Source organism: Paraburkholderia sp. GAS333 (genome assembly GCF_050435665.1).
In the GTDB taxonomy this organism is placed as follows: Bacteria; Pseudomonadota; Gammaproteobacteria; order Burkholderiales; family Burkholderiaceae; genus Paraburkholderia; species Paraburkholderia fungorum_A.
The window spans coordinates 798,626-824,386 of the sequence record NZ_JBNDKS010000002.1 but is presented as its reverse complement, the minus strand read 5'-3'; the positions used below and the strand labels follow the sequence as shown (position 1 = coordinate 824,386).

The following is a 25,761-nucleotide window of genomic DNA, read 5'->3' as shown; positions in this document are numbered from 1 at the left end:
ATCCAGGGGCAACAGCCCCACGCCCCCTACGCCGTCTCCAACTCCATCCCCACGCCACCCTGCATCAACTGCGCAATCGCATCCGTCGACAACGGCTTCGCGAAATAGAAGCCCTGCATTTCATCGCACGCGCGCTCTCTCAGGAAGTCGAGTTGCGCGGACGTTTCCACGCCCTCGGCAATCACCTGCAACTTCAGCGAATGCGCGAGCGCGATGATCGCGGACGTGATCGTCTCGTCGTCGCCCGATACACCGATATCCGACACGAACGACCGGTCGATCTTCAGCCGGTCCACCGGGAAGCGTTTCAGATAGCTGAGGCTCGAATAGCCGGTGCCGAAATCGTCGATGGCAAGACCGATGCCCAGTGCGTGCAACTCGTTGAGCATCGACACCGCTTCCTCGGCGTTGCGCATGATTGCGCTTTCAGTCAGTTCGAGTTCGAGATATTGCGGTTCGAGTCCGGTCTCATCGAGCACCTGCATCACCAGCCTCGCGATATCGCGCTGCTGGAACACCCGCGCCGACAGATTCACCGACACGCGCGCCGACGGCAGCCCTTCGTCCTGCCAAGCCTTGTTCTGCCGGCACGCCTCGCGCAGCACCCATTCGGTCAGCGGCCCGATCAACCCGCTTTCCTCGGCCATCGGAATAAACGACGACGGCGGCACCAGCCCGACTTCCGGGTCGAGCCAGCGCACCAGCGCCTCGGTGCCGACAATCTGCCCGGTCTCGATGTCCACCTGCGGCTGGTAATGCAGCAGGAATTCGTTGTCGCGCAGCGCGCGCCGCAAACGCCGTTCGAGATTCAGCCGCGCTCCGGCGCTCGCGTTCATCTCCGGCTGATAAAACTGGAACGTGTTGCGGCCCATGTCCTTCGCGCGATACATCGCGAGATCGGCCTTTTTCATCAGCGTTTCGGCATCGTCGCCGTCTTGCGGGAACAGGCTCGCGCCCATGCTGCAGCCGACATAAAGCTCGGTGCCGTCGAGCCACACCGGTTCGGCAATCGACGCGCGCACGCGCTCCATCCACGCGATCAGCGATTGTTCGTCGACGGTATCGGTCATCACGATCACGAACTCGTCGCCGCCGTGACGCGCGACCGTGTCGCTGGTCCGCGAACAGCGCGCGAGCCGCTCGGCGACCACCGCCAGCAGCCGGTCGCCGACGCTGTGTCCGAGGCTGTCGTTGACGTTCTTGAAGCCGTCCAGATCGAGGAATACGACCGCGACGCCAGAGTGATGCCGTTGCGCCACGATCAGCGAATGCTCCAGCCGGTCGCGCAGCAGGTTCCGGTTCGGCAGACGCGTGAGGCTATCGTAATTGGCCTGATATTCGAGTTGCTCCTGATAGCGCATCAGGTCGGTCACGTCGTTGATGACGCCGATGTGATGCGTAATCATGCCTTCCGCGTTCGGCACCGGAGCGATGAACAGCTGATTCCAGAACAGCGCGCCGTCCTTGCGATAGTTGCGCACCACCGCGCTCACCTCGCGGTTCGCCGCCAGCGCCTGGCGGATCAGCGCGACGCCTTCCTGCTCGCGGTCGTCGCGCTGCAAGACGCGGCAATCGTGGCCGATCACCTCGGCGGGATCGTAGCCGGTGATGCGCATGAAAGCCGGGTTCACATACTCGATCAGATTGCCGGTCGGCGACGGCGCGGTAATCAGAATCGCGTTGACGCTGGCGTCGAGCGCGCGGCTTTGCAGACGCAGCGCGAGATCGGCGCGCTTGCGCTCGGTGATGTCCGTGTACGAGCCGAGCACGCCGATCACGCGGCCGTCGCCGTCGGTGAACGGCAGCTTGCTGGTAATCGTGGTGCGATGCACGCCGTCGATCACGAAGTCGACTTCGAAATTCATCTTCGGCATCGAGGTGCTCATCACCTCCTTGTCGTGCTTGTGCAGCATCTCGGAGAATGCGCGCCACGGCAGATCGGCGTCGCTCTTGCCGACCACCTGCTCGGGATACGCGAGCCCCGCATCGCGGGCAAACGCCATGTTGCAGCCGAGATAACGCGACTCCTCGTCCTTCCAGAAAATACGCTGCGGGATGTTGTCGATCACCGCTTCGAGCATCTGGTTCGAACGCTGTGCTTCGGCTTCCGCGTTGATCTGATCAGTCACGTCGACGGCCAGCACGAACAGCGCCGCGCGTCCGATGAAATCGAGCGCGTGGTACGACACGTCGACGCTGATCGACGAACCGTCCTTGCGCTTGTGATGCCAGATGCCCGCCATCGTGCGGCCATAGCCGAGCGCGTCGCTGCGCTGCAGATGCGATTCGAGACGCGAAATCTCGCCGTGCGAGCGGATCGCGCGAATCGACATATTGAGGAATTCGCTCTCCGAATAACCGTATTGCTGGACCGCTGCCGCGTTGACGGCCAGAAAGCGCAGCGTCTCGCGGTCGAAGATATACATCGGCACCGGATGATCGGCGAACAGTCCGCGAAAACGTTCGTCGTTGCGGCCGACCGCGCGCAGCGTCCGCAGCTTTTCGCGCGCGCTCTTGTCGCGCGCGCCGAAGGTCACGAACAGCAGCACGCTGCCCGCCAGCATCGTCACGATCAGCACGAACATCGCGCGCTGCGTCTCGTTCGCCGACGCCGCCAGCGACGCCTGCAACGCGCGGTTTTCCTCTTTGCGCAGCGCGGCCAGCCCGGCTTCGACGCGATCGAGTCCGATGCTCAGATGTGTGTAGGTCGACGCGGCCCACGCGTGCGACGCCTGCGCGCCGACGCTGGGGTCTCTCAGCAGCGCGTCTTCGATATCGTGTTCGAGCGCGTGGCTGTCTTTGGCTAGCGCCGACAGCGCGGCCAGCGCGGCGGGTTCGTCGCTCAACGAGTCGCCCAGATGGCGCTCCAGATCGGTAAGCCGGCTGGTCATCGCGGCGGCCGCGCTGACCGGCTCGGACTTGTCCGACGCTTCGAAGCGGCTGAGCGCGGCGAGGCCGTCGTCGAGCGCCGCGTGATAGGCGTCGAGATTCTGGCGCACGCTCATCGACCGCAGCATGCGCGTGTCGGCGTCGCGTTGACCGCAAATCTGCGTGTAGGCAACGAACGCGTTCGCACCGACCGCGGCGACGACGACCGCGATGTTGATCAGCAGCCGCTTCGATAAGAAAAGAGTCATGGGTTCCGAACGTCAATCGTTCCGAGTGCGGGAGCGCGTGTCGCTTTCGGTGCGTCGGGCCGCATCGATTGGAGTCTTTTTACGCGCCAACCCATGAATAACGGCAGGGCTCTGGCAGGGTTGAGGGTGTGAGGATGAAAAAAATGACCGCTGGAGAGGCGTTGTGCGGTGCGGCTTCACGCCAGGTTTCGGCGACAACGTTTGCGCTTGAGGTTCGTTGTGCGACGCGTTTATATCGACGTCTCGCGGCAAACGTATGACAGTCGGAAGAAGCGGGACGAATGCGTCGGCAGGCTGCACGAGATGTCGAAGCACGCTCAGTGACCGGCAGACGACAGCGCGAAACAGTCGGTCAGGTTTAGACGACCGTTGCGATATCTGCGGACTGGCGGCTTAAGCGCCAATATCTGGCGATGCTGACTGAACGGCCCCGCTTACCCCGCCGCGCCAAACTCCTTCATCGCCGGGATGAAGTCGTGGTTGGCCTCCGGCTTGCGCGACAGCTTCGCCAGCACGTAGCGCTTGAACGGCTCCAGCTCCGCCCAGCGGTCGACGCTCGGACTCGCCAGCCCCGCCAGTTCCGCCTGCCGCGTCACACCGTCCGGCACGCTGTCGGTGCGGCGCCACGCGGGCGACTCCTCCGGCGTGAACCAGTCCGGCTCGACATTCGCGTGGGTGCGCAGCATTTCGAACAGCGCGTGATCGAAATTCGGCTCGATCTGCGCGTCTTCGTCGACGGGAAAACGCGCCAGCAGCTTGCGGTCTTCGAGCGGCAGCGACTGCCACTGATCCAGCGAAATACGCAGCCCGAAGCGGTCGAGATTGAAACGCACCGACATCGGGATATAAGTGAAATTCTCCGAAGACTCGACCTCGAAGTTGAACAGAAGCGGCGCTTCGTTGAGTCCCATGACAGTATTCCTCGTGGATGGCGGGCAGCGTGCAAGCCCAGCTTGAGGTATTTTAGAACCTTATTCGCGCGACGGCGGCCCGCTCCGGCAACCGCCTGCGCGCGGGCGGCATCCAAAGGAGTAAAGCAGCTTGAACGAACTGGACACCGCCGGACAACCCGGCGCAGTAGAGCGCCAGGTGCACCGGCATCGCGGCGCGGCGGTCGAATCCGTCACCGATCACGTCGGCCAGGAATGGCCGGTCGCGCTCGTCTTCAACGGCATTTCGCATGCGGTGATGATGTGCACGCCGCGCGATCTGGAAGCGTTCGCGGTAGGTTTCGCGATCTCGGAAGGGATCGTCGAACGCGGCAGCGACATTCAGGATATTGAAGTCGAATTACACGACGACGGAGAATTGCCGCACGCCGAAGTGCACTTGCAGGTGGTGCAGCACGCTTTCGTCGCGCTGAAGGAGAAGCGCCGGGCGCTCGCGGGGCGCACGGGCTGTGGCGTGTGCGGCATCGAAAGTATCGATCTGCTGGATCTGAAACCGGAGCGGGTGCCCGACACCGGCTTTTTGCAGCGGCTCGCACCGGATGCGATTGCACGCGCCGCGCGTGAACTGCCCGCGCATCAGGCGCTGACCAAACTCACCGGTGGCCTGCACGCGGCGGCATGGTGCGACGCGTCAGGCGCGATCCGTTACGCGTTCGAGGATGTCGGCCGTCATAACGCGCTCGACAAGCTGATCGGCCAGCTCGTGCTCGATCGTGAGGATACGCGCGACGGCTTCGTGTTTCTGTCGAGCCGCGCGAGTTATGAGCTGGTGCGCAAGGCTGCGCGCGTCGACGTGCCGATGGTCGCGACGATTTCGGCGCCGTCGTCGCTGGCGATTACGATTGCCCGCAACGCGGGCGTGCGGCTGGTGAGCTTCTGCCGCGAAAACGGCTACGTCGACTACGACACCTTGCAGCCGCAGCAGTGAAATGAAGCGTTGAAGCGAAGCGTCCGGCGCAGAACCGGACGCTCCTGGCCATCCAATCGATCAGTCGAATTGCCGGAAATCCGGCTTACGCTTCTCGAAGAACGCCTTGAACGCCTCGCGCGCTTCCGGCGCGAGCAGCATCTTGCCGAAATGCACGGCTTCTTCCGACATCTGCGTCTGCAATTCCTGCTGGCTGGCGCGCTTCATCAGACTCTTCGTCACGCGCAACGACGACGCGGGCAGCGCTGCGAGCTTCGCAGCCTGCGAAGCGGCAAACGCATCGACCTCGCCGGCCGGCAACACGCGATTCACGAAGCCCATGCGCTGCGCTTCGGCGGCATCAAATGCTTCGCCGAGCAGCAATTTTTCCGCCGCCGCCTGATAACCGCCGACCCGCTGCAACAGCAGGCTCGACGCCGCTTCGGGGCACAGTCCGAGTTGCGTGAACGGCAGCGAAAAACTCGCGTTGTCGCCCGCGTAGACGAGATCGCAATGCAGCAGCAAGGTCGTGCCGATGCCCACAGCCGGACCCGCGACCGCCGCCACCACCGGTTTTTCCGCCGACACGAGCGCGCGCAGGAACTGGAACACGGGTGCGTTCTCGCCCATCGGCGGCGTCTTCATGAAATCTTCGAGATCGTTGCCCGCGCTGAAAATGCCTGCGCTGCCTCGAATCAGGATCGCGCGCACCGACGCGTCGCCGTGCGCTTCGACCATCGCGTCGGCCATCGTCTGGTACATCGCGGCCGTGATCGCGTTTTTCTTGCCGGGCCGGTTGAAGGCAATCGTCAACACGCCGTCGGCGCGCTCGACCAGGATATCCATCGTCATCTCCTTCATCTCCTCGTAGTCCTGCTGGGAATTCCTGCGGATGCAAATGTAAAAACGGTTCGCAAGCCTGGCAGCCTGCGAACCGTTCATCGGGTTCGTCACTCGTGATGGCGAGAACCTGGGGCGAACAATTACAGGCGCTCGATAATGCCCGCCGCGCCCATGCCCGTGCCAACGCACATCGTCACCATGCCGTACTTGTAGTTACGGCGACGCAGACCGTGCACCACCGTCGACGCACGAATCGCGCCCGTCGCGCCGAGCGGGTGACCGAGAGCGATCGCGCCGCCCAGCGGGTTGATCTTCGACGGATCGAGACCGAGGTCCTGAATCACCGCCAGCGATTGCGCAGCGAATGCTTCGTTCAGTTCGATCCAGTCGAGGTCGTCCAGCTTCAGACCGGCGGCCTTCAACGCAGCCGGAATCGCTTCCTTGGGACCGATGCCCATGATTTCCGGCGGCACGCCGCGCACGGCGAAGCTGACGAAACGTGCGAGCGGCGTCAGGTTGAATTCCTTCAGCATCTTCTCCGACACGACGATCAGCGCGCCCGCGCCGTCCGACGTCTGCGAGCTGTTGCCGGCCGTGACCGAGCCCTTGTTCGCGAACACCGTGCGCAGTTTGGCGAGGCCTTCGAGCGTCGTTTCCGCGCGCGGGCCTTCGTCGAGCGACACTTCGCGCGTCTTCACGCGGACTTCGCCGGTGGCGAGGTCGGGGAAGCGTTCGGTGATCGTGTACGCGGCGATTTCATCGTTGAACTCGCCCGCTTGCTGCGCGGCGATGGCGCGACGGTGCGATTCGACCGAGAACGCGTCTTGTGCTTCGCGGCTGATCTTCCAGCGCTCGGCGACTTTCTCGGCCGTCAGGCCCATGCCGTACGCGATGCCCACGTCTTCATTGCGATCGAAGATATGTGGCGACAGCGACGGCTTGTTGCCCATCATCGGCACCATGCTCATCGATTCGCAGCCGCCGGCGATCATCGCGTCCGACTCGCCGACGCGGATGCGGTCAGCGGCCATGGCGAGCGCCGTGAGGCCCGATGCGCAGAAACGGTTGACCGTGACACCGCCGACCGTGTTCGGCAGGCCGGCGAGCAGCGCGCCCATGCGCGCGACGTTCAGGCCTTGTTCCGCTTCCGGAATCGCGCAGCCGATGATCGCGTCTTCGATCACTTTGGTGTCGAGGCCCGGCACTTGTGCGACGGCCGATTTGATTGCGTGCACCAGCAGTTCGTCGGGGCGCGTGTTCTTGAACATCCCGCGCGGCGCCTTGCCGATCGGCGTACGGCTCGCGGCGACGATGTATGCGTCTTGCAATTGCTTTGCCATGTTTGGCTCCTTTGTCGGTGGGAGTTAGCGCTTTAGCGCTTACTCCCACCCCATGCAGTCTTTTCGCGGTCGGTGGGAGTTAGCGCTTTAGCGCTTACTCCCACCCCATGCAGTCTTTTCGCGGTCGGTGGGAGTTAGCGCTTTAGCGCTTACTCCCGCCCCATGCAGTCTTTTCGCGGTCGGTGGGAGTTAGCGCTTTAGCGCTTACTCCCACCCCATGCAGTTTTATCGCGTTCGTTCCGCGCTTTAGTTACGTACCGGCTTGCCGGTCTGCAGCATGCCCATGATCCGTTCCTGCGTCTTCTGCGTACCCAGCAGATCGACAAACGCACGACGCTCCAGTTGCAGCAGCCATTCTTCGTCGACGAGGCTGCCCGCTTCCACATCGCCGCCGCACACTGCTTCCGCGATCCGGCCGGCGATCAGGTAATCGTGCTCGCTGATGAAGCGGCCATCGCGCATGTTCACGAGCGACGCCTTGATCGTCGAGATCGCCGAGCGGCCTGCCACCGGCACCTGCGTCACGCGCAGCGGCGGACGGTAACCCGCCGCGGTCAGCGCACGCGCTTCCTTCTTCGCGACGTCGAGCAGTTCGAACACGTTGAACACGATCGTGTCCGACGGCTTCAGATAACCCATCGTGCGGGCGTCGAGTGCGGAAGCCGACACCTTTGCCATCGCTGCATTCTCAAACGACTTCTGCACGAACTTCAGCAGATCGGTCGTCGCGCCGACTTGCGTCGCGGCTTCCGCTGCGCGCAGCGCCGCTTCCTTCAGACCGCCGCCCGCCGGCACGAGACCCACGCCGACTTCGACGAGACCCATATAGCTCTCGATGTGCGCGACCCGCTTCGCGCTATGCAGCGCCAGTTCGCAGCCGCCGCCGAGCGCAATGCCCGACACTGCCGAGATCACCGGCACGCTTGCGTACTTCACGCGCAGCATGCCTTGCTGGAACTTCTTCACGAACGGCTCGATGCCCTTAGCGCCGCCCATCATGAACGCGGGCATCGCCTCTTCGAGGTTGGCGCCTGCCGAGAACGGACCGCCCGGCGTGCCGAGCTTCAGCGAAGTCGGCTGCCACACGACGAGGCCCTTGTAATCCTTCTCGGCCAGTTCGATGGCTTGCGTCAGACCGTCGATCACCGACGGCCCGATCGTGTTCATCTTGCTTTTGAACGACACGATCAGCACGTCGTTCTCGCCCGCGCGATCATCGACCCATGCACGCACGGCGTCGGTTTCGAACAGCGTCTTGCCGTAGGTTTTCGGATCGGCCGACGTCTCGCCGACCAGCGGCGCGCGGAACACCTGTTTGTCGTAGACGGACAGCGACGAGCGCGGCACGAACGACTTCGAAGCGGGCGACCACGAACCTTCGTTCGTATGCACACCGCCCTTCTCGGCGACCACGCCTTCAAGCACCCACGACGGCAACGGCACGTTCGACAGCGCCTTGCCCGCCGCGATGTCTTCCTGCACCCATTCCGCGACCTGCTTCCAGCCCGCCGTCTGCCAGCCTTCGAACGGACCTTCGTTCCAGCCGAAGCCCCAGCGGATAGCCAGATCGACGTCACGCGCGTTGTCGGCGATCGATTCCAGATGCACGCCAATGTAGTGATACACGTCGCGGAAAATCGCCCACAGGAACTGCGCCTGCGGATGCTCCGATTCGCGCAGCAGCTTCAGACGCTCTGCCGCCGGACGCTTCAGGATGCGGCCAACCAGCTCGTCCGCCTTCGCGCCGCCATCGACGTACTCGCCCGTCTTCGGGTCGAGCACCTTGATCGCCTTGCCTTCCTTCTTGTAGAAGCCACCGCCGGTCTTCTGACCGAGCGCGCCCTTCTTCACCAGTTCGGCCAGCACAGCCGGCGTTTCGTAGACCGGGAAGAACGGGTCGTCCTTCAGCGTGTCCTGCATCGTCTTGATGACGTGCGCCATCGTGTCGAGACCGACCACGTCGGCGGTACGGAACGTCGCAGATTTCGCGCGACCCAGACGCGAGCCGGTCAGGTCGTCCACTTCGTCGAAACGCAGACCAAACTTCGCGGCTTCGGTAATGACGGCGAGGATCGAGAAAATACCGACACGGTTAGCGATGAAGTTCGGCGTGTCTTTTGCACGCACGACGCCCTTGCCGACCACGCTCGTCAGGAACGATTCGAGCTGATCGAGAATCTCGGGGCGCGTCGTCGCGGTCGGGATCAGTTCGACCAGATGCATGTAGCGCGGCGGATTGAAGAAGTGCACGCCGCAAAAGCGCGCCTTCAGTTCATCCGGGAAACCTTCGGACAGCGCCGTGATCGACAGACCCGACGTGTTGGTCGCGAAAATCGCGTTCGGTGCGAGGTGCGGCGCGACCTTCTTGTACAGGTCGTGCTTCCAGTCCATCCGTTCGGCGATCGCTTCGATCACGACGTCGCATTCGGCGAGCTTCGCGATGTCGTCGTCGTAATTGGCGGGCTGGATGTATTGCGCGTCGTCCTTCACGCCGAACGGCGCGGGCGACAGCTTCTTCAGATTCTCGATCGCCTTCAGCGAGATCGCGTTCTTCGGGCCTTCTTTAGCGGGCAGATCGAACAGCAGCACGGGCACCTTGGCGTTGATCAGGTGCGCGGCGATCTGCGCGCCCATCACGCCGGCGCCGAGCACGGCTACCTTGCGAATGATCAGATTGCTCACGTCGTTCCTCCGGGGAGTTATGCGGATGTCGCGAAGCTTCTTGAACGCTTCGCGATGTGTGTCTTGAGGCTGGCTTTGAGGCTGACTGAAACCAGACGCCGCCGCTTTGTCGCGCGCGGCGTCTGCCTCGATGTTGTGCGTTCGCTTAGAACAGCGACTCTTCGACGTCCATCATCGACTTCGAACCCGCGCGTGCCTGACGGATCGTCATTGCCGTTTCCGGCAGCAGCTTCGCGAAGTAGAAACGTGCGGTGGCGAGCTTCGCCTTGTAGAACGGATCGCCCGATGCTTCCTTGTCCAGCGCGATGCGTGCCATGCGGGCCCAGAAGTACGAGAACACGAGATGGCCAACGGTACGCAGATACGGCACGGCAGCGGCGCCGACTTCGTCCGGGTTCTGCATGGCCTTCATGCCGATTTCCATCGTCAGCTTCTGCACCTTGTCGCCGATGTCCGCGAGCGGGTTCACGAACTCCTGCATTTCCGGCTTGATGCCTTCGGCTTCGACGAAATCCGTCACCAGCTTGCCGAACTTCTTCATCTTCGCGCCCATGTCGCCGAGGATCTTGCGGCCCAGCAGGTCGAGCGCCTGAATCGCGTTGGTGCCTTCGTAGATCATGTTGATACGCGCGTCACGCACGTACTGCTCCATGCCCCACTCGGCGATAAAGCCGTGGCCGCCGTAAATCTGCATCGCGTGATTGGTGCCTTCGAACGCGTTGTCCGACAGGAACGCTTTCAGGATCGGCGTGAGCAGCGCGACGAGGTCGGCGGCTTCCTTACGCGCCGATTCGTCGGCGTGCGACAACTCTTTGTCGATATGCAGCGCGGACCAGTACGAGAACGCGCGCGCGCCTTCGGCGTAGGCCTTTTGCGTGAGCAGCATGCGGCGCACGTCGGGGTGCACGATGATCGGATCGGCGGCTTTTTCCGGTGCCTTCGGGCCGGTCAGCGAACGCATTTGCAGACGCTCTTTCGCGTACGTGAGCGAGTTCTGATACGCGACTTCCGTCAGACCCAGGCTTTGCATGCCCACGCCCAGACGCGCGGCATTCATCATCACGAACATCGCGTTGAGGCCCTTGTTCGGCTCGCCGACGAGCCAGCCCTTCGCGTTGTCGAGATTGATCACGCAGGTTGCGTTGCCGTGAATGCCCATCTTGTGTTCGATGGAACCGCACTTCACGCCGTTGCGCTCGCCCGGCTCGCCCGCTTCGTTCGGGACGAACTTCGGCACGATGAACAGCGAAATGCCCTTCGTGCCGTTCGGTGCGCCCGGCAGACGCGCGAGCACCAGGTGAACGATATTTTCAGCGAGATCGTGTTCGCCGCTGGAGATGAAAATCTTCGTGCCGCTGATCGCGTACGAGCCGTCGCTATTCGGTTCGGCCTTGGTGCGCAGGATGCCGAGGTCGGTGCCGCAATGCGGCTCGGTCAGACACATCGTGCCGGTCCAGACACCCGCCACCAGCTTCGGCAGATACGCTTTCTGCAACTCGGGCGTGCCGTGCGCGTGCAGACATTCGTACGCGCCGTGCGACAAACCGGGGTACATCGTCCACGCCTGGTTGGCCGAGTTCAGCATCTCGTACAGCGCGTTGTTGACGAATGCGGGCAGGCCCTGGCCACCGTATTCCGGGTCGCAGCCCAAGGCGGGCCAGCCGGCTTCCACATACTGCTGATACGCTTCCTTGAAGCCCTTCGGCGTGGTCACGACGCCGTCGCCGACGTACGTGCAGCCTTCCTGGTCACCGCTATGGTTGAGCGGGAACAGCACTTCGGAGCAGAACTTGCCGGCTTCTTCGAGCACGGCGTTGATCGTGTCGGCGTCGAGATCAGCGTGCTTTGGCATCTGCTTGATTTCGGCTTCGACGTTAAGCAGTTCGTGCAACACGAATTGCATGTCGCGCAGCGGCGCGGCGTACTGTCCCATGACTCTCTCTCCCAAGTTTGACAAGAAGCCAGGCTGTTAGCTGAGTCCGTGGATCGGAACTTTCTATGCCGCCGAATCCGTGTAGGTTCCCGACGACGCTGCTAACGGCTTTCGCTTTGATACGAAACAATCAATTTTTCCAGCGCGGCCCACGTGAGGCGCACGGCGTCCGGCAAGTGCAGGAAACGTGCGTCATGATGCAGACCGAGCGTGAAGCTATACAGTTCGAACAGCATCAACTGCGGATCGGTGTCGGCGCGCAGATGCCCTTCTTCCATTGCCTGCGAAATCGCGCGATTGAGCGCCGCTCGCCAGATCGTCACGCTCGACACCAGTTGCTCACGCACCTGGCTGTCTGCACGGTCGTCGTATTCGACCGCGCCGCTGATATAGATGCACCCAGTGGTCACTTCCTGAATGCGTTTCTCGATCCAGCGTGAAATCATGGCGCGCAAACGCGGCAAGCCACGAGGCTCGCGCAAACTCGGGAAAAACACCTCTTCTTCAAAACGACGGTGATATTCGCGCACGACTTCGACCTGCAAATCTTCGCGCGACCCGAAATGCGCGAACACACCACTCTTGCTCATCTGCATGCGCTCGGCCAGCAGGCCGATCGTCAGACCTTCCAGTCCGTCGCGGCTTGCCAGATCGAGTGCCGCTTCAAGAATCGCGACTCGTGTTTGTTCGCCTTTTCGCATAGCTGTTTTACCGTTCTAATGAGACCGAAAGAAAATCGAACGGCCGTACTATTATTGAGTGCTGCCGTCCGCGAAACAAGGACTTTATTAGAAACCGGTTTCTAACCGAGTCCCAATTTTGCGACATCCGTCAATCAGAGGAATCAGATTTTTTAGAGGCCTTTGTCGTTAGACAATTGTTGCAGATCGGCCAATCTGTTTTGACGGATTGTCGCTGCCGGCTGACATGATGCAGCAGCGAGTTGGAATCTAGAAGGGGCGTGGGTTTTGCTGGGGAAAACGCTGCTGGAGTGACGCGCCTACCCGTGTTAGCACCTCGTCCCAGTTGCCGCGCTGGGTTTGCGTGAAAAGACGCAGGCTGGGATACCACGGACTGTCGTCGCGGCCGCGCAGCCAGCGCCAGCAACCCGCGAAACGGTTGAGCAGCCAGACCGGTTTGCCCATGGCCGCGGCGAGGTGCGCGACCGACGTATCGACGGAAACTACCAGGTCGAGGTTCGCGATCAGCGCGGCGGTATCTGCGAAATCGGCGAGGTCGGCGGTCCAGTCCGTGAGACGCGCGTGGCTGGCCGGATCAGCGAGCTTGGCGGGATCGTCGGTCTTTTGCAGGCTGATCCAGTGAATCTGATTCAGCGCGAGCAGCGGCGCGATTTGAGCGGCGGCGAGACTGCGCCGCCGATCCACCGCGATGCCCGAATGGCCGCCCGCCCACACCACGCCGACGCGCGGCAAATTCGAATCCGGCAACGCGTCCAGCCGTGTGCGCCAAGCGGCGGCACGCGCGGAATCTGCGTAGAGGTAAGGCGTATTCGCGGGGATGGTCGCGAGTTGCGTGTCGAATGCCATCGGCAAGGACATCAGCGGGCAGTAGCGGTCCCAGTTGCCCGGACCGGACGGCGTTTCGTCGAGCAGCACGAGACCGGGCCAGCGCGAACACAACGACTCTTCGTACAGACGACGCAGCGGCGGTGGGCACACATAGCCGACCAGCGCAAAGCGTTCGAGCGCGATCGGCAGGTAACGCACGAATTGCAGACTGTCGCCGTAGCCTTGCTCGTCGAGTACCAGCAGGCGTTCGTTGGGCCTACGCGTGGTCCCGGCTTCACTGATCGTGGACCGCGTGTCACCCGACCACCTCGGCAACGGCGCCTGAAAAGGCACACGCGCGGGGCTTCCGTCGGCGTGACGGAAGCTGACCCAGCGGTCCTCGAAATAAGGCCACGCTTCCTGATAACGGCCGGTGGCGAGCAGCACCATCGCGAGGTTGTTTCGCGCGACGAGATTCGCCGGCGCGAGTTCGAGCGCGCGGCGGTAGTGATGCTCGGCTTTTTGCGTATCGCCCAGGTCCGCGAAGACGCGGCCGAGGTTGTTGTGCGCGGCGGAGTGATCGGGATCGAGTTCGAGCGTCCGACGGTAACTGATCGCGGCGTCTTCAGGACAGTCGAGATGTTGCAGCGTCAACGCCAGGTTGTAGTGGAGGGCGACGAAATCCGGTTGTAGCGCGAGTCCTTTGCGCAAGCTTCCGATGGCGCCGACGTGATCGCCCAATTTGAGGTGGATGGCGTAGAGCGTGTTGTACAGGATCGGTTCCGGGCCGATCTGGATGGCCCGATCGAGCCAGTCTTGCGCGAGTTGCGGCTGGTCGGCGGCAAGCGCCAGCAGGCCATTCAGATGCATCGCGCCGGTATGCTGGCTATCCAGCGTCAGGATTTGCCCGGCGAGCGCCTGGACGGTGTCGTGCTGGCCGGCCTGATACGCAGCGATGGCCTGCTCGTGGAGAGTCGATGTGCTGCTGTTGTCGGATGGATCGCGGGGATGAGCGGGCATATGAACGGACGAGCCTCCATGACAGGCCGGTTCGCTGCGGCGCTCACGGTGCGCGGTGCAGTGCCACCGGCAAACGCTGCTTGATGTGGAGAGGTCGTTGCGTCGGACGCTCGACCCCTGGCGAGCGGTGATTATGGTTTGGGGGTTGGGAAAGGGGCTTCGGGAACGGTCTGCAATGACGTCGGGAAAGGTTTGACCGTGTTCCCGACGTGTAGGTATTGGCCTTTGCGTGATTCGCCGTCGTGCGGGAATCGGCTCGTAAAGCTCCGCCCTCTGCTAGTCGTACCCGCCCACCGTCAACAGCTTCATCGCCACGCGGTAGGTCGTATAAGCAACCCAGTTCAGCGCCCGCTCGGCCGCCGGCCGCGCTTCGTATCGCGCTTCGTCGATCCGTCGCGAGTCCTTGAATGCGCCGAGGATCGCGTCGCGCAAACCGTCGATCGCCGGGTCGTTCACGAGCACCACGTTCGCCTCGTTGTTGAGCATCAGGCTCAGCGCATCCAGGTTCGACGAGCCAACCGTCCCCCAGTTCGAATCCACGACCGCGACCTTGCCGTGCAGCAGCGTCTTCTCATACTCGGCGATCTGCACGCCGGCCCGCAGCAACGCGTGATACAGGAACGGCACCGCGTAATCCAGCGCCTTGAATTCCTTGCGCCCGATGATCAGCTTCACCACCACCCCGCGCCGCGCCGCGAACACCAGCGCGCGCCGCAGTTTGCGCCCCGGCATGAAATACGGATTGGCGAGCAGCACCTCATGACGCGCCTGGCCAATCGCGGCGAGATACGCCTTTTCGATCGCGCGACGGTTGATCAGGTTGTCCCGCGCGACGAATGCGACGCACGGCTGACCGCCCGCCCACAGTTCCTCGTTACGGCGCCGGCGACGACGACGCAAACTGCCGAGCGATGCCGACGTCTGCGTGCCGAGATCCGGTTCCAGCGACTCGATCGGCCGATGCCCGAGCCGGATCCGTCGCCACTGCACCTCGAACGCCTGCCGCACGTCGGCGACCACCGGCCCATGCAACTCGACCGCGAAATCCCAGCGCCGGAACGGCAGCGTCTCGCCGTTGTTCTCGTAGTCGTCGACGATATTGATGCCGCCGCAATACGCAAACTGGTCGTCGACCACCGCGAGCTTGCGATGCGTGCGCGAAAATCCGAAACGTCCAAACAGATGCGGGTTGTAAATGCGATGGTCGATGCCGGCCAGCGGCCATTCGTTGAACATCGTCAAACGCGCAGTGCCGATGCCGTCGGTAATCACGCGCACTTTCACGCCGCGCGAGGCCGCGCGCAGCAACGCCGCGCTCACCGCTTGCCCGGCCTTGTCGTAGCAGAAGATGTAGGTTTCGAGTACGACGTCGTGCTGCGCTTCGTCGATCCGTTCGATCAGCGCGCTGAAAAACTCGTCGCCGGAACGCAGCAGCTTGACGTCGTTGTCGCTGGTGAAGCGATAACGTTGCCAGTAACGGCGGCCGAGCAGCGCATGACGCAAACGGGCAAAACGGCCTGCGCCGCCCGAGCTCACCGGCTGCGCTCCGCGGAAAACCCGCCGGACAGACGCGCGCCGAGCCGCTTGGGCAACTGCAGAATCGCATCCGCATTCGACGATGAAAAGCAGCGCGACGCCGCCTCTTCATAAGGCAGCCACATAAACGCGGTGTGCTCGCGCGGTGCGAGCGTCACCTCGAGTTGCTCGGGCACCTGCACGCTGAACCAGTGCTCGGTGTTATGGATCACGCCTTCGGCATAGCGATGCCGGAACTCCGGATAGATCTCGTATTCGATCGAATATTGCCAGTCGAACAACGCGCCCGGCGGTACGAGACCGCTGCCCACCACAATGCCCGTTTCTTCGGCGACTTCGCGCGCCGCCGTTTCGGCGAGCGGTTCATCGAGCGCATCTTTTGAGCCGGTCACCGACTGCCAGAACCCCGGATGGTCGGCGCGCTCAATCAGCAGCACGTCGAGCGCGGGCGTATGAATAACGACGAGGACAGATTGTGGAATTTTCGGCGGTTTCGGCATGGTGTAAAAGCTGGGCGCAACCTATGCGCGGTACATGTCGGCGGAGGGTCGAATAAACGCTCGAAAGCAGTTGCTTCGACTGTAACGCAAAAAAAGAAAAAGGCGCCGGGAGTTTCCTCCTGCGCCTTTTTCGGGTGCTTTGCTGTCGTTTTCAGACAGCAGTCAATGGCATGAAGCCAGTGAATTCAAGCCATTACGCCTTCGGTTCCGGCGTACGCACGCGGATGTGCAACTCGCGCAACTGACGCTCGTCGACTTCGCTCGGCGCCTGCGTCAGCAGACACTGTGCGCGTTGCGTCTTCGGGAACGCGATCACGTCGCGGATCGAGTCGGCGCCGGCCATCATCGTGACGATGCGGTCCAGACCGAACGCGATACCACCGTGCGGCGGCGCGCCGTATTGCAGCGCGTCGAGCAGGAAGCCGAACTTGGCCTGCGCTTCTTCCGCGTTGATCTTGAGCGCACGGAACACCTTGCTCTGCACTTCTTCACGGTGAATACGCACCGAACCACCGCCGATTTCCCAGCCGTTCAGCACCATGTCGTAGGCCTTCGCGAGGCAGCGCGCCGGGTCCGTTTCCAGATATTCGAGGTGCTCGTCCTTCGGGCTCGTGAACGGGTGATGCGCGGCCACGTAACGGTTGTCTTCCTCGTCGTATTCGAACATCGGGAAGTCGATCACCCACAGCGGCTTCCAGCCGGTTTCGACCAGACCGTTGGCCTTGCCGAACTCCGAATGACCGATCTTCAGACGCAGTGCGCCGAGGCTGTCGTTCACCACCTTCGCGCGATCTGCCGCGAAGAAAATGATATCGCCGTCTTGCGCGCCGGTGCGCTCGATGATCGCCTTGACCGCTTCGTCGTGCAGGTTCTTGACGATCGGGCTTTGCAGACCGTCACGGCCCTTCGCCACTTCGTTGACCTTGATCCACGCGAGACCCTTCGCGCCGTAGATGCGCACGAATTCCGTGTAGCTGTCGATATCGCCACGCGACAGCTCGCCGCCCTTCGGCACGCGGATGGCCGCGACGCGGCCGTCTTTCGTGTTGGCCGGCGTGCTGAACACCTTGAAGTCGACGTCCTTGACCGCGTCAGTCAGGTCAGTGAATTCGAGCTTCACGCGCAGGTCGGGCTTGTCCGAACCGAAGCGGCGCATCGCTTCCGAATACAGCATGACCGGGAATTTTTCGTCCAGCGAAACGCCGATCGTTTCCTTGAACACGTGACGGATCATGTCTTCGAACAGATCGCGAATTTCCTGTTCCGACAGGAACGAGGTTTCGCAGTCGATCTGCGTGAATTCCGGCTGGCGGTCGGCGCGCAGGTCTTCGTCACGGAAGCACTTGACGATCTGGTAGTAGCGATCGAAGTTCGCGACCATCAGCAACTGCTTGAACAGTTGCGGCGACTGCGGCAGCGCGAAGAACTGACCCGGGTTCGTACGCGACGGCACGAGGTAGTCGCGCGCGCCTTCCGGCGTGCTCTTGGTCAGCATCGGCGTTTCGATGTCGATGAAGCCGAGCGAGTCGAGGTACTTACGCGCTTCGATCGACACGCGGTAACGCAGACGCAGGTTGTGCTGCATCTGCGGACGGCGCAGGTCGAGCACACGATGCGTGAGGCGCGTGGTTTCCGACAGGTTGTCGTCGTCGAGCTGGAACGGCGGCGTGACCGATGCGTTCAGCACGATCAGTTCGTGGCACAGCACTTCGATCTTGCCGCTCTTCAATGCGGCGTTGGTCGTGCCTTCCGGACGGCTGCGCACGACACCCTTGATCTGCAGGCAGAACTCGTTGCGCACGCCTTCGGCGGCCTTGAACATTTCTGCGCGGTCGGGGTCGCAGACGACCTGAACGAGGCCTTCACGATCGCGCAGGTCGATGAAGATGACGCCGCCATGGTCGCGGCGGCGGCTCACCCAGCCGCACAGCGAGACGGTTTGGCCCAGACGTTCTTCGGTCACCAGACCGCAGTATTCAGTTCTCATCGACATGATGTTTGTCTTTCGTTATGCATTGGTTGATCGGCGCGCTGCAGTGAAACACCCGGTGAAACACTGCGTGAAACTTGCGCGCCGGCATTACAGCGGAGGCTCGACTGTCGTGCGGCGCACCGGCGCCGGAGGCGCGGACGGCGCCACGACGCCCATCGAGACGATGTACTTGAGCGCGGCGTCGACTGTCATGTCGAGTTCGATCACTTCGCTCTTCGGCACCATCAGGAAGAAGCCGGACGTTGGGTTCGGCGTAGTCGGCACATACACGCTGACGTAATCTTCTTTCAGGTGGTTGACCACGTCGCCGCCCGGAATGCCGGTCAGAAACGCAATCGTATAGGAGCCGCGGCGCGGGTATTCGATCAGCAGCGCTTTGCGGAACGCGTTGCCGCTGCTCGACAGCAAGGTGTCGGACACCTGTTTGACACTGGTGTAGATCGGGCCGACCACCGGAATGTGAGCGACCAGCAATTCCCACCACTTCACGAGCTTCTGCCCAATGAAGTTCTGCGTCAACAGCCCGACGACAAAGATAAACGCCAGCGTGAGCACGGCGCCAAGCCCGGGCAGCCGATAGCCGATAGCCCGTTCCGGCTGCCACGAAGTGGGCAGCAGCAACAGCGTCTGGTCCATCGTGCCGATGATCAGACCGAGCACCCACAGTGTGATAGCCAGAGGCACCAGCACCAGCAGGCCAGTCAGGAACACCGATTTGAGCGTCGTTTTTTTCGTCGTCATGTGTACCGCCAGAAAGCCGCGCGAGCCGAAGCTCTACGCGCTGTGTGTGCGCCGCCTGAAGGCGGCAGTCCCACTAGGCGCTGCCGGAACCGCTCGAACTCGCCGAAGCGGCCGGTGCGGCAGCAGATGCGGCCGGCGTTGCGGCTGCGCTCGAGGAACCGGCTGCGGCCGTGCTGCTCGCCGAGCCCGTGTCGGATTTCGCGGCGCCGTTATTGGCAGCCGCTGCATTCTCGCCCGAACCGGCATTTGCGCCGTTCGAACCGCCATTTGCGTCGGGCTTGGCTGGCGCGCTGGTGCCGCCATTGCCGCCGCGGAAATCGGTTACATACCAGCCGGAGCCCTTCAACTGGAAACCGGCAGCAGTGACCTGCTTGCGAAAGGTGTCTTTCCCGCACTCGGGACACTGCGTCAACTGGGGGTCGCTCATCTTCTGAAGCACGTCCTTCCCGAAACCGCATGACTCGCAACGATAAGCGTAGATCGGCATGATCTTTTCCCTACTGAAATCTTGTAAACGCTTGCAAAGCCTTGAATTATAGCCGCAAACACTATGGGTTCCCCGGATTTCAGGAACCAATGGTCGACGCAGCCGCCGTTCACGCAAATTGGGGCGGCTGTGTGTGAATCAAGTGCAGATTCTCGGGCGACGGCACTTTGGCGCTTGCGCTCGTGCCCGGCGGTGCTCACCTGTGCTCCTATCCGCGACGACGCCAGGTGAGCCAGCGCTCACGTCCTGCAAAAACGGCGATCGAGTCGTTCACCGCTTCGTCTTCGATCAACTCGAAGTACGGTGTGAGCAACGCGTCCAGCTCCGCGCGCTCGATCCCGAACGGCGGCCCCTTGGGCGTCGCGCCGATGAAATAGAAGCCCGCGAGCAACGCGCCGGCAGGCAACAAATCGGCCATCCGTTGCGCGTAGTCGGTGCGGCGAGCCAGCGGCAATGCGCAGAGAAACGCGCGCTCGTAAATCCAGGCGGGCGTGAACGGCGGCTCGTAGGTGAAGAAATCCGCCTGCTCTACCAGGTTCGCATGCTGCTCGCCCAACTGCTGTTGCGCCGCTGCGACGGCGGCCGGCGAGAAGTCGATTGCCCGGACGGGGTTGCCTTGTCCGGCGAGCAGGACCGCTTCGTAGGCGCTGCCGCATCCCGGAATCAACACGGGTGCGCCGCTGTGGCGCTCGGCGAACGAGCGGAATGCCGATTGCACTCCAGCCTGATCCCACGGCATGAATCCGCGCTCGAAACGCTCGTCCCAGAAAGCTGGGGAGTTGGGATCGCGGGTCGCAAAGTCAGGCGCGGAAGCGCGGGTCGGGTCGCTCATGGAAAGCCTCGCAGTTTTGCCGTCAATCGCCGGAGTCGGGTGCCGGAATGGACGCGGTAATCCGCCACCGGCTCACTTGCCGGAAATGCGATCCCGCGTCGGACGTGAAATCAGGCGCCTGCGTCAGATGCGAAAATCGATCGCAGGATTCGGACGCTGAAATCAAAAGCCGTCGATCAACCGCCATAAGCCAGCGCCAGCACCACCCGCGCCAGCACCGCCCCAACACCGACCGCCACACCGAACATCAGCAAGCCTTGCAGCAACCGGTTGGTGCGTTTCTGCTCGAGCAGAATCTGGCGAATCATCTCGTCGTTCGTGCCGCGCGTGTTGTCGTGACGCTCCGCCAGCACGTGATGAATCAGGCGCGGCAACTGCGGCAGCGTCTTGCTCCACTGCGGCGCTTCGATCTTCAGACGCTCGTACCAGCCGCGCAAGCCGATCTGCTCGTTCATCCAGCGTTCGAGATAAGGCTTGGCCGTTTTCCACAGATCCAGTTCAGGATCGAGCGAGCGCCCTAGGCCTTCCACGTTCAACATGGTTTTTTGCAGCAGCACGAGTTGCGGCTGAATTTCGACGTTGAAGCGGCGCGACGTCGAGAACAGCCGCATCAGCACCTGCCCCAGCGAAATATCTTTCAGCGCGCGATCGAAATACGGCTCGCACACCGCGCGAATCGCGCTCTCGAGTTCTTCGACGCGGGTGGTGGGCGGCACCCAGCCCGACTCCAGATGCAACGTGGCGACGCGGTGATAGTCGCGCTTGAAGAACGCGAGGAAGTTCTGCGCGAGATAATTTTTATCGAAGTCCGACAACGCGCCGATGATGCCGAAATCCAGCGCAATATAGCGGCCGAAATGCGCCGGATCGAGACTCACCTGAATGTTGCCCGGGTGCATATCGGCGTGAAAAAAGCCGTCGCGGAACACCTGGGTAAAGAAAATCTCGACGCCTTCGCGCGCCAGTTTCGGAATGTCGACGCCCGCCGCGCGCAGCGTCTCGACCTGGCTGATCGGCACGCCAACCATGCGCTCCATCACCAGCACCGTGGGCGTGCAGAACTCCCAATACATTTCCGGCACCAGCAGCAGATCGAGCCCGGCAAAGTTGCGCCGCAACTGGCTGCCGTTGGCGGCCTCGCGCATCAGGTCGAGTTCGTCGTGCAGGTATTTATCGAATTCGGCGACCACTTCGCGCGGTTTCAGTCGCTTGCCGTCGGCCCACAACCGCTCGGCCCACACGGCGATGTCGCGCAGCAACGCAAGGTCGGAGTCGATCACGGGCAGCATGTTCGGGCGCAGCACCTTAACCGCGACCGCCTTACCCGCGTGCTGGCCGGCCTTCACCTTCGCGAAGTGGACCTGCGCGATCGACGCGCTCGCCACCGGCACACGCTCGAAGTCGTCGAATAACACGTCGACGGGAGCGCCGAGCGACTTCTCGACCAGCCCGATTGCCACCGCCGAATCGAACGGCGGAACCTGGTCCTGAAGCTTCGCCAGTTCGTTGGCGATATCCACTGGCAACAGATCGCGCCGCGTAGACAACACCTGGCCAAACTTGACGAAGATCGGGCCGAGGCTTTCGAGCGCGAGCCGCAAACGCACGCCCGGGGGCGCGTCGAACTTACGGCCGATGGTGGTGATACGCAGCAGCAAACGCACGCGCCGGTCGTTGACGCGGCTCAGCATCATCTCGTCGAGACCGAACCGGATGACCGTGAAAAAAATCTTGAGGAAACGCAGAAAACGCATAGTAGTGCCCGGTGACTAGCGCGTGCCGCGCGACGTGGCGGCGCCGCCCGGCGCATCTGCGCCGCGGGCTTCGACCTTCTGTTCAAGACGCTCGATGCGTTTTTCCACGCGCGCCAATGCATCGCGCGCGCGGGCCAGTTCGACGTTGAAATCTTCAAGCGCGGTACGCCGCACCAGTTGCGGATTCTCGTCGAGCAGATATTCGGCGGCCGTGTCGAGCAGATTGCGGCCGGTGCGTTGCACATGCTCGCCGACTGTTCGCACGACCGACGCAACCCGCCATGCCGGACCGTCGCCGATCAGCTTCGACAGGTCTTCTTCCGGCTCCCAGCGCAAATGCTCGGCGAGCTTCGCGATCACCGTGGCGAACTCGGCGTCGCCCTCTATCTTCACGTGCTTCATCACGGCGGCCTGGCCGCCTTGCACAAAGGCCGGCAACGCGTCCGACGCCACCGAGATGGTCACGTCGTACTGGTGCGTATCGGATTCGGAAACCGCGCCCAGATAGCCGTCCGGCTGTACGAGCAGCGTCAGCACGACCGGTGGACACGACAGCCGGGCAGTCTTGCCCGCATAAGGGACGAGGCGCTCACGAGCCCACGATTCGCGGGCGAGCAGATGATTGACAGCAGCAGCGAAGGGCTTGGCGGCGAGGGTCATCGAAAGTGGCAAGAAAAAACCCGCGCGAACGAGGTGCTCGCACGGGTTCCTATTGTAACGTCCGTTCGCTTCGCGGCTTGCTCAGCCGAACGGCCAACGTTGGGTATCCGGTCAGGGCAACGCGCGCCACCTGTGCGTTGCCTCGCCGACGGCTCAGTGCTGCGCCACCTGCTGGATGCCCGCAAGCAGCCAGCCTTCGCCAGCGCGGTTCGCCTTCGACAGATTCCAGACCTCGACGAACGGCTCGGCCGCCGCACCCGGCGCTTCTCGAATCAGGCCGGAGAAGCGCACGCTCGCGAAGTATTCGGTCGCGCGTTCTTCGACGCCCAGCAACTCGGCGTTCAGCTGAACCACGTCCGTCTGATTGGATTCCGAACCACGCGAAGCCAGATCGACACGCACTTCGGCGAACATTTCCGGCGTAGTGAATTCGCGGATGTCTTCCACGTTGCCGACGTCCCATGCGGCCTGCAAGCGCACGAAATACACCTTCGCGTTGCGCAGGAACGCTTCGGAATCGAAGCCGGCCGGCACGACGGGCATCGGATTGATGGATGGCGTGGTCAGCGGATTGCCTTGCGGTTCGAGGTACGAGCCCGACGGCGGCGCGCTGTAGCGCGGTTCCATCGGCTGCTGGTTATAGCCGGTGTTGCCCGCATTCAGCGACGGCGACGCGCCCGCGTAAGCCGGTTGCGCCGAATCGCGCTTGCGGCCCGTAAAGCGGCGGATCAGCCAGATCACGACCATCGCGATCACCGCAAGAATGATGACGTTCGCCATCATGCCAGCGAACGCTTCGCCCATACCAAAGTGCGACAGCAGCGCGGCGATACCGAGACCGGCGGCAAGACCCGCGATCGGCCCGAGCCAGCGCGAACGGTTAGGCGCGGCGGGCGGAGTCGGTGTAGTAGATGGCTGCGCACGCTGCTGCATGGCCTGATTGCTTTGGGAAGGCTGCGACGGCGCCGACTGTTGCTGCTGAACGGTATTCGACTGACGGCCGAGACTACGGCCACCGCCCATACGGCGCGCTTCCGCATCGAGCGAAGCGAGCGAGCCGGCCATGATCAGACCGACCACCGCGATCAGTCCGATTCTTCTCACCAGCGAGCGCCCAACCTTACGGGGAGATAACACATTTGAATCGGACATTTTCATACTTTCCTTTAAAAATCGATGGGTTAGGAACCCTAGTATTTGGTCCCCACATGTAAAGCTACCACGCCAGCTGACAAATTGTAATATTTGACGCCGTCGAGACCTGCTTGTTCCATCATTGTTTTTAAAGTTTCCTGATCCGGATGCATACGGATCGATTCCGCGAGGTACTGGTAGCTCTCGGCGTCTTTCGCAAAGCGTTCGCCGAGCCACGGCAACACCTTAAAAGAATAGACGTCGTAGACCTTTTTGAGCGGATCCCACACCTTCGAAAATTCCAGCACCAGCAGACGCCCGGCTGGCTTCAGCACGCGACGCATTTCCGCAAGCGCGACATCCTTGTGCGTCATGTTGCGCAGGCCGAATGCCACGGTCACCACATCGAAGTAGTTGTCCGGGAAGGGAATTTTCTCGGCGTCGCACAGCAGCGCCGGCGTGATCACGCCCTTGTCCAGCAGACGGTCGCGGCCCACGCGCAGCATCGATTCGTTGATGTCGGTATGCCAGACCTCGCCGGTTTCGCCCGCGCGTTTCGCGAAGGCTTTCGACAGATCGCCCGTGCCCCCGGCGATGTCGAGCACCTTGAAGCCCGGCCGCACGTTAGCCTGGGCGATCGTGAACATCTTCCACGCCCGGTGCAATCCGCCCGACATCAGGTCGTTCATCAAGTCGTAGTTGGAGGCGACCGAGTGGAATACGCCCGCCACCTTTTGCGCCTTGTCCTGTTCGTCGACCGATTGAAAGCCGAAGTGGGTTTTGCTCATCGCGCTCGTCCTTTCGCGTATTCTGAAATGTTGCGCCGCGTCAGTGCGGCGTTCGGGGCGAATCGTATCAGTGACAGTGCCCGTGCGCAGCGCCAGTTGGCACCATCGGCGTATCGCGGTCGACACCGGCCGCCTCAAGCCTGGCGAGATAATCGCGCCAGAGTTCGTCCTGCCGCAGGGCCATGTCGTGCAGAAGGTCCCACGAATAGATGCCAGAAGCGTGCCCGTCCGAGAAAGTCGGCTGAACGGCGTAGTTGCCGACGCCTTCGATCATCGTGATCGTCACTTCGCGCTTACCGGTTTGCAGAGTTTCCTGGCCGGGGCCGTGGCCCTGCACTTCCGCCGACGGCGAATAAACACGCAGCAGTTCGAACGGCAGCCGATACGATTCGCCGTTCGCATACTGCAATTCGAGTACGCGCGATTTCGAATGCACGACCATTCCGGTCGGTACTGGAGTCTGAGGGGTCAATCCGCTCATGATGAGCCTCGTAAGAAATTGCCGGGCCGCGGCAGTTTTTTCGCCACTTCCGCCACGCGAAGTGTGAAGCGGCGAGTCTGGCCGTGCTCAGCCAAGAGCCTGTTCGATTTCCTGCCGCACCGCTTCGCGCAGCAATGTGGCTTGCGCGCGGCGCGACGACAGCATCGCTTCGGACACCGTGCGCTGGCGCGGCGCCCAGATGGGCAGCGGAAAATGTGCGTCGTTCGAAAAACGCGGAATGACGTGCCAATGCACGTGCGGCACCTGGTTGCCGAGGCTAGCCAGGTTCACCTTGACCGGCTGAAGAATGCGCCGGATCGCGCGTTCGACCGCGTACACGGCCTGCATCACGCGATCGCGATCGCTCGCGGCGAGATCGGAAAATTCGGCAACGTGCTGATTCCAGATCACCCGGCAGAAGCCCGGGTAATCGTGTTCGTCGGCGAGAACGACACGCAGGGTGTCGTCCTGCCACAGCACATCGCCGCCGTCTTCACGGCAAAAAACGCAGTCCATCGTCGTCCTCAGGCAAAAA

General features: G+C 62.4%; 21 protein-coding genes. 1 reads left to right on the top strand and 20 read right to left on the bottom strand.

The window, feature by feature from the left end; all coding sequences use genetic code 11:
- Positions 1-26: 26 nt before the first annotated feature.
- Both ABH945_RS12905 and ABH945_RS12900 read right to left on the bottom strand, forming a co-directional pair.
- On the bottom strand, positions 27-3,137 hold the full coding sequence (locus ABH945_RS12905) for a sensor domain-containing protein (protein WP_074763009.1): 3,111 nt from the start codon (positions 3,135-3,137) through the stop codon (positions 27-29).
- Between the two features lie 434 nt (positions 3,138-3,571).
- Positions 3,572-4,048 carry a nitrate reductase associated protein gene (locus ABH945_RS12900; RefSeq protein ID WP_429250746.1) on the bottom strand — a complete coding sequence of 159 codons (477 nt, stop codon included), beginning with the start codon at positions 4,046-4,048 and terminating at the stop codon, positions 3,572-3,574.
- A 130-nt stretch (positions 4,049-4,178) separates the two neighbouring features.
- Here ABH945_RS12900 and fdhD point away from each other — a divergent pair, with 130 nt between their 5' ends.
- The gene (gene fdhD / locus ABH945_RS12895; protein WP_429250745.1) at positions 4,179-5,015 is read left to right on the top strand and encodes a formate dehydrogenase accessory sulfurtransferase FdhD; all 837 of its coding nucleotides are present in this window, start codon (positions 4,179-4,181) and stop codon (positions 5,013-5,015) included.
- 60 nt (positions 5,016-5,075) lie between these two features.
- Here the strand turns inward: fdhD and ABH945_RS12890 are convergent, their stop codons facing one another.
- The 18 genes from ABH945_RS12890 to ABH945_RS12805 form a co-directional block, all read right to left on the bottom strand.
- The gene (locus ABH945_RS12890; protein ID WP_074763005.1) at positions 5,076-5,846 is read right to left on the bottom strand and encodes an enoyl-CoA hydratase; all 771 of its coding nucleotides are present in this window, start codon (positions 5,844-5,846) and stop codon (positions 5,076-5,078) included.
- Positions 5,847-5,977: 131 nt separating this feature from the next.
- Positions 5,978-7,177: an acetyl-CoA C-acyltransferase gene (locus ABH945_RS12885; RefSeq protein ID WP_074763003.1), complete on the bottom strand. Its 1,200-nt coding sequence runs from the start codon at positions 7,175-7,177 to the stop codon at positions 5,978-5,980.
- A gap of 246 nt (positions 7,178-7,423) precedes the next feature.
- Positions 7,424-9,859 carry a 3-hydroxyacyl-CoA dehydrogenase/enoyl-CoA hydratase family protein gene (locus ABH945_RS12880; RefSeq protein ID WP_429250744.1) on the bottom strand — a complete coding sequence of 812 codons (2,436 nt, stop codon included), beginning with the start codon at positions 9,857-9,859 and terminating at the stop codon, positions 7,424-7,426.
- A 145-nt stretch (positions 9,860-10,004) separates the two neighbouring features.
- A complete protein-coding gene (locus ABH945_RS12875) occupies positions 10,005-11,792 on the bottom strand; it encodes an acyl-CoA dehydrogenase C-terminal domain-containing protein (protein WP_074762999.1) in 1,788 nt (595 codons plus the stop codon).
- Between the two features lie 101 nt (positions 11,793-11,893).
- The gene (locus tag ABH945_RS12870) at positions 11,894-12,493 is read right to left on the bottom strand and encodes a TetR/AcrR family transcriptional regulator (protein ID WP_074762998.1); all 600 of its coding nucleotides are present in this window, start codon (positions 12,491-12,493) and stop codon (positions 11,894-11,896) included.
- A gap of 249 nt (positions 12,494-12,742) precedes the next feature.
- Positions 12,743-14,320, bottom strand: a complete 1,578-nt coding sequence (locus tag ABH945_RS12865) for a tetratricopeptide repeat protein (RefSeq protein WP_429250743.1) — start codon at positions 14,318-14,320, stop codon at positions 12,743-12,745.
- Positions 14,321-14,596: 276 nt separating this feature from the next.
- The gene (clsB, locus tag ABH945_RS12860; RefSeq protein WP_429250742.1) at positions 14,597-15,856 is read right to left on the bottom strand and encodes a cardiolipin synthase ClsB; all 1,260 of its coding nucleotides are present in this window, start codon (positions 15,854-15,856) and stop codon (positions 14,597-14,599) included.
- Positions 15,853-16,356 carry a dihydroneopterin triphosphate diphosphatase gene (gene nudB / locus ABH945_RS12855; RefSeq protein WP_074762992.1) on the bottom strand — a complete coding sequence of 168 codons (504 nt, stop codon included), beginning with the start codon at positions 16,354-16,356 and terminating at the stop codon, positions 15,853-15,855. The genes clsB and nudB overlap by 4 nt, the downstream gene beginning before the upstream one ends.
- A 193-nt stretch (positions 16,357-16,549) precedes the next feature.
- Positions 16,550-18,349 carry an aspartate--tRNA ligase gene (gene aspS / locus ABH945_RS12850; RefSeq protein WP_074762990.1) on the bottom strand — a complete coding sequence of 600 codons (1,800 nt, stop codon included), beginning with the start codon at positions 18,347-18,349 and terminating at the stop codon, positions 16,550-16,552.
- Positions 18,350-18,436: 87 nt separating this feature from the next.
- Positions 18,437-19,090: a DUF502 domain-containing protein gene (locus ABH945_RS12845; protein WP_074762989.1), complete on the bottom strand. Its 654-nt coding sequence runs from the start codon at positions 19,088-19,090 to the stop codon at positions 18,437-18,439.
- A gap of 73 nt (positions 19,091-19,163) precedes the next feature.
- Positions 19,164-19,577, bottom strand: a complete 414-nt coding sequence (locus ABH945_RS12840) for an FmdB family zinc ribbon protein (RefSeq protein WP_429250741.1) — start codon at positions 19,575-19,577, stop codon at positions 19,164-19,166.
- 208 nt (positions 19,578-19,785) lie between these two features.
- Positions 19,786-20,409 (bottom strand): thiopurine S-methyltransferase, encoded by a 624-nt coding sequence (locus ABH945_RS12835; protein WP_429250740.1) that lies wholly within the window; start codon positions 20,407-20,409, stop codon positions 19,786-19,788.
- A gap of 176 nt (positions 20,410-20,585) precedes the next feature.
- The gene (gene ubiB / locus ABH945_RS12830; RefSeq protein ID WP_429250739.1) at positions 20,586-22,163 is read right to left on the bottom strand and encodes a ubiquinone biosynthesis regulatory protein kinase UbiB; all 1,578 of its coding nucleotides are present in this window, start codon (positions 22,161-22,163) and stop codon (positions 20,586-20,588) included.
- Positions 22,164-22,178: 15 nt separating this feature from the next.
- Entirely contained in the window at positions 22,179-22,823 is a 645-nt protein-coding gene (locus tag ABH945_RS12825; RefSeq protein WP_429250738.1) for a ubiquinone biosynthesis accessory factor UbiJ, read from the bottom strand.
- A 153-nt stretch (positions 22,824-22,976) separates the two neighbouring features.
- Positions 22,977-23,975 (bottom strand): TIM44-like domain-containing protein, encoded by a 999-nt coding sequence (locus tag ABH945_RS12820; RefSeq protein ID WP_429250737.1) that lies wholly within the window; start codon positions 23,973-23,975, stop codon positions 22,977-22,979.
- Between the two features lie 38 nt (positions 23,976-24,013).
- Positions 24,014-24,745: a bifunctional demethylmenaquinone methyltransferase/2-methoxy-6-polyprenyl-1,4-benzoquinol methylase UbiE gene (ubiE, locus tag ABH945_RS12815; protein WP_074762979.1), complete on the bottom strand. Its 732-nt coding sequence runs from the start codon at positions 24,743-24,745 to the stop codon at positions 24,014-24,016.
- 67 nt (positions 24,746-24,812) lie between these two features.
- Complete coding sequence (locus ABH945_RS12810; RefSeq protein WP_074762977.1) at positions 24,813-25,226, bottom strand: gamma-butyrobetaine hydroxylase-like domain-containing protein; 414 nt, start codon at positions 25,224-25,226, stop codon at positions 24,813-24,815.
- An 87-nt stretch (positions 25,227-25,313) separates the two neighbouring features.
- Positions 25,314-25,742 carry an HIT family protein gene (locus ABH945_RS12805; protein ID WP_074766253.1) on the bottom strand — a complete coding sequence of 143 codons (429 nt, stop codon included), beginning with the start codon at positions 25,740-25,742 and terminating at the stop codon, positions 25,314-25,316.
- Positions 25,743-25,761 lie beyond the last annotated feature (19 nt).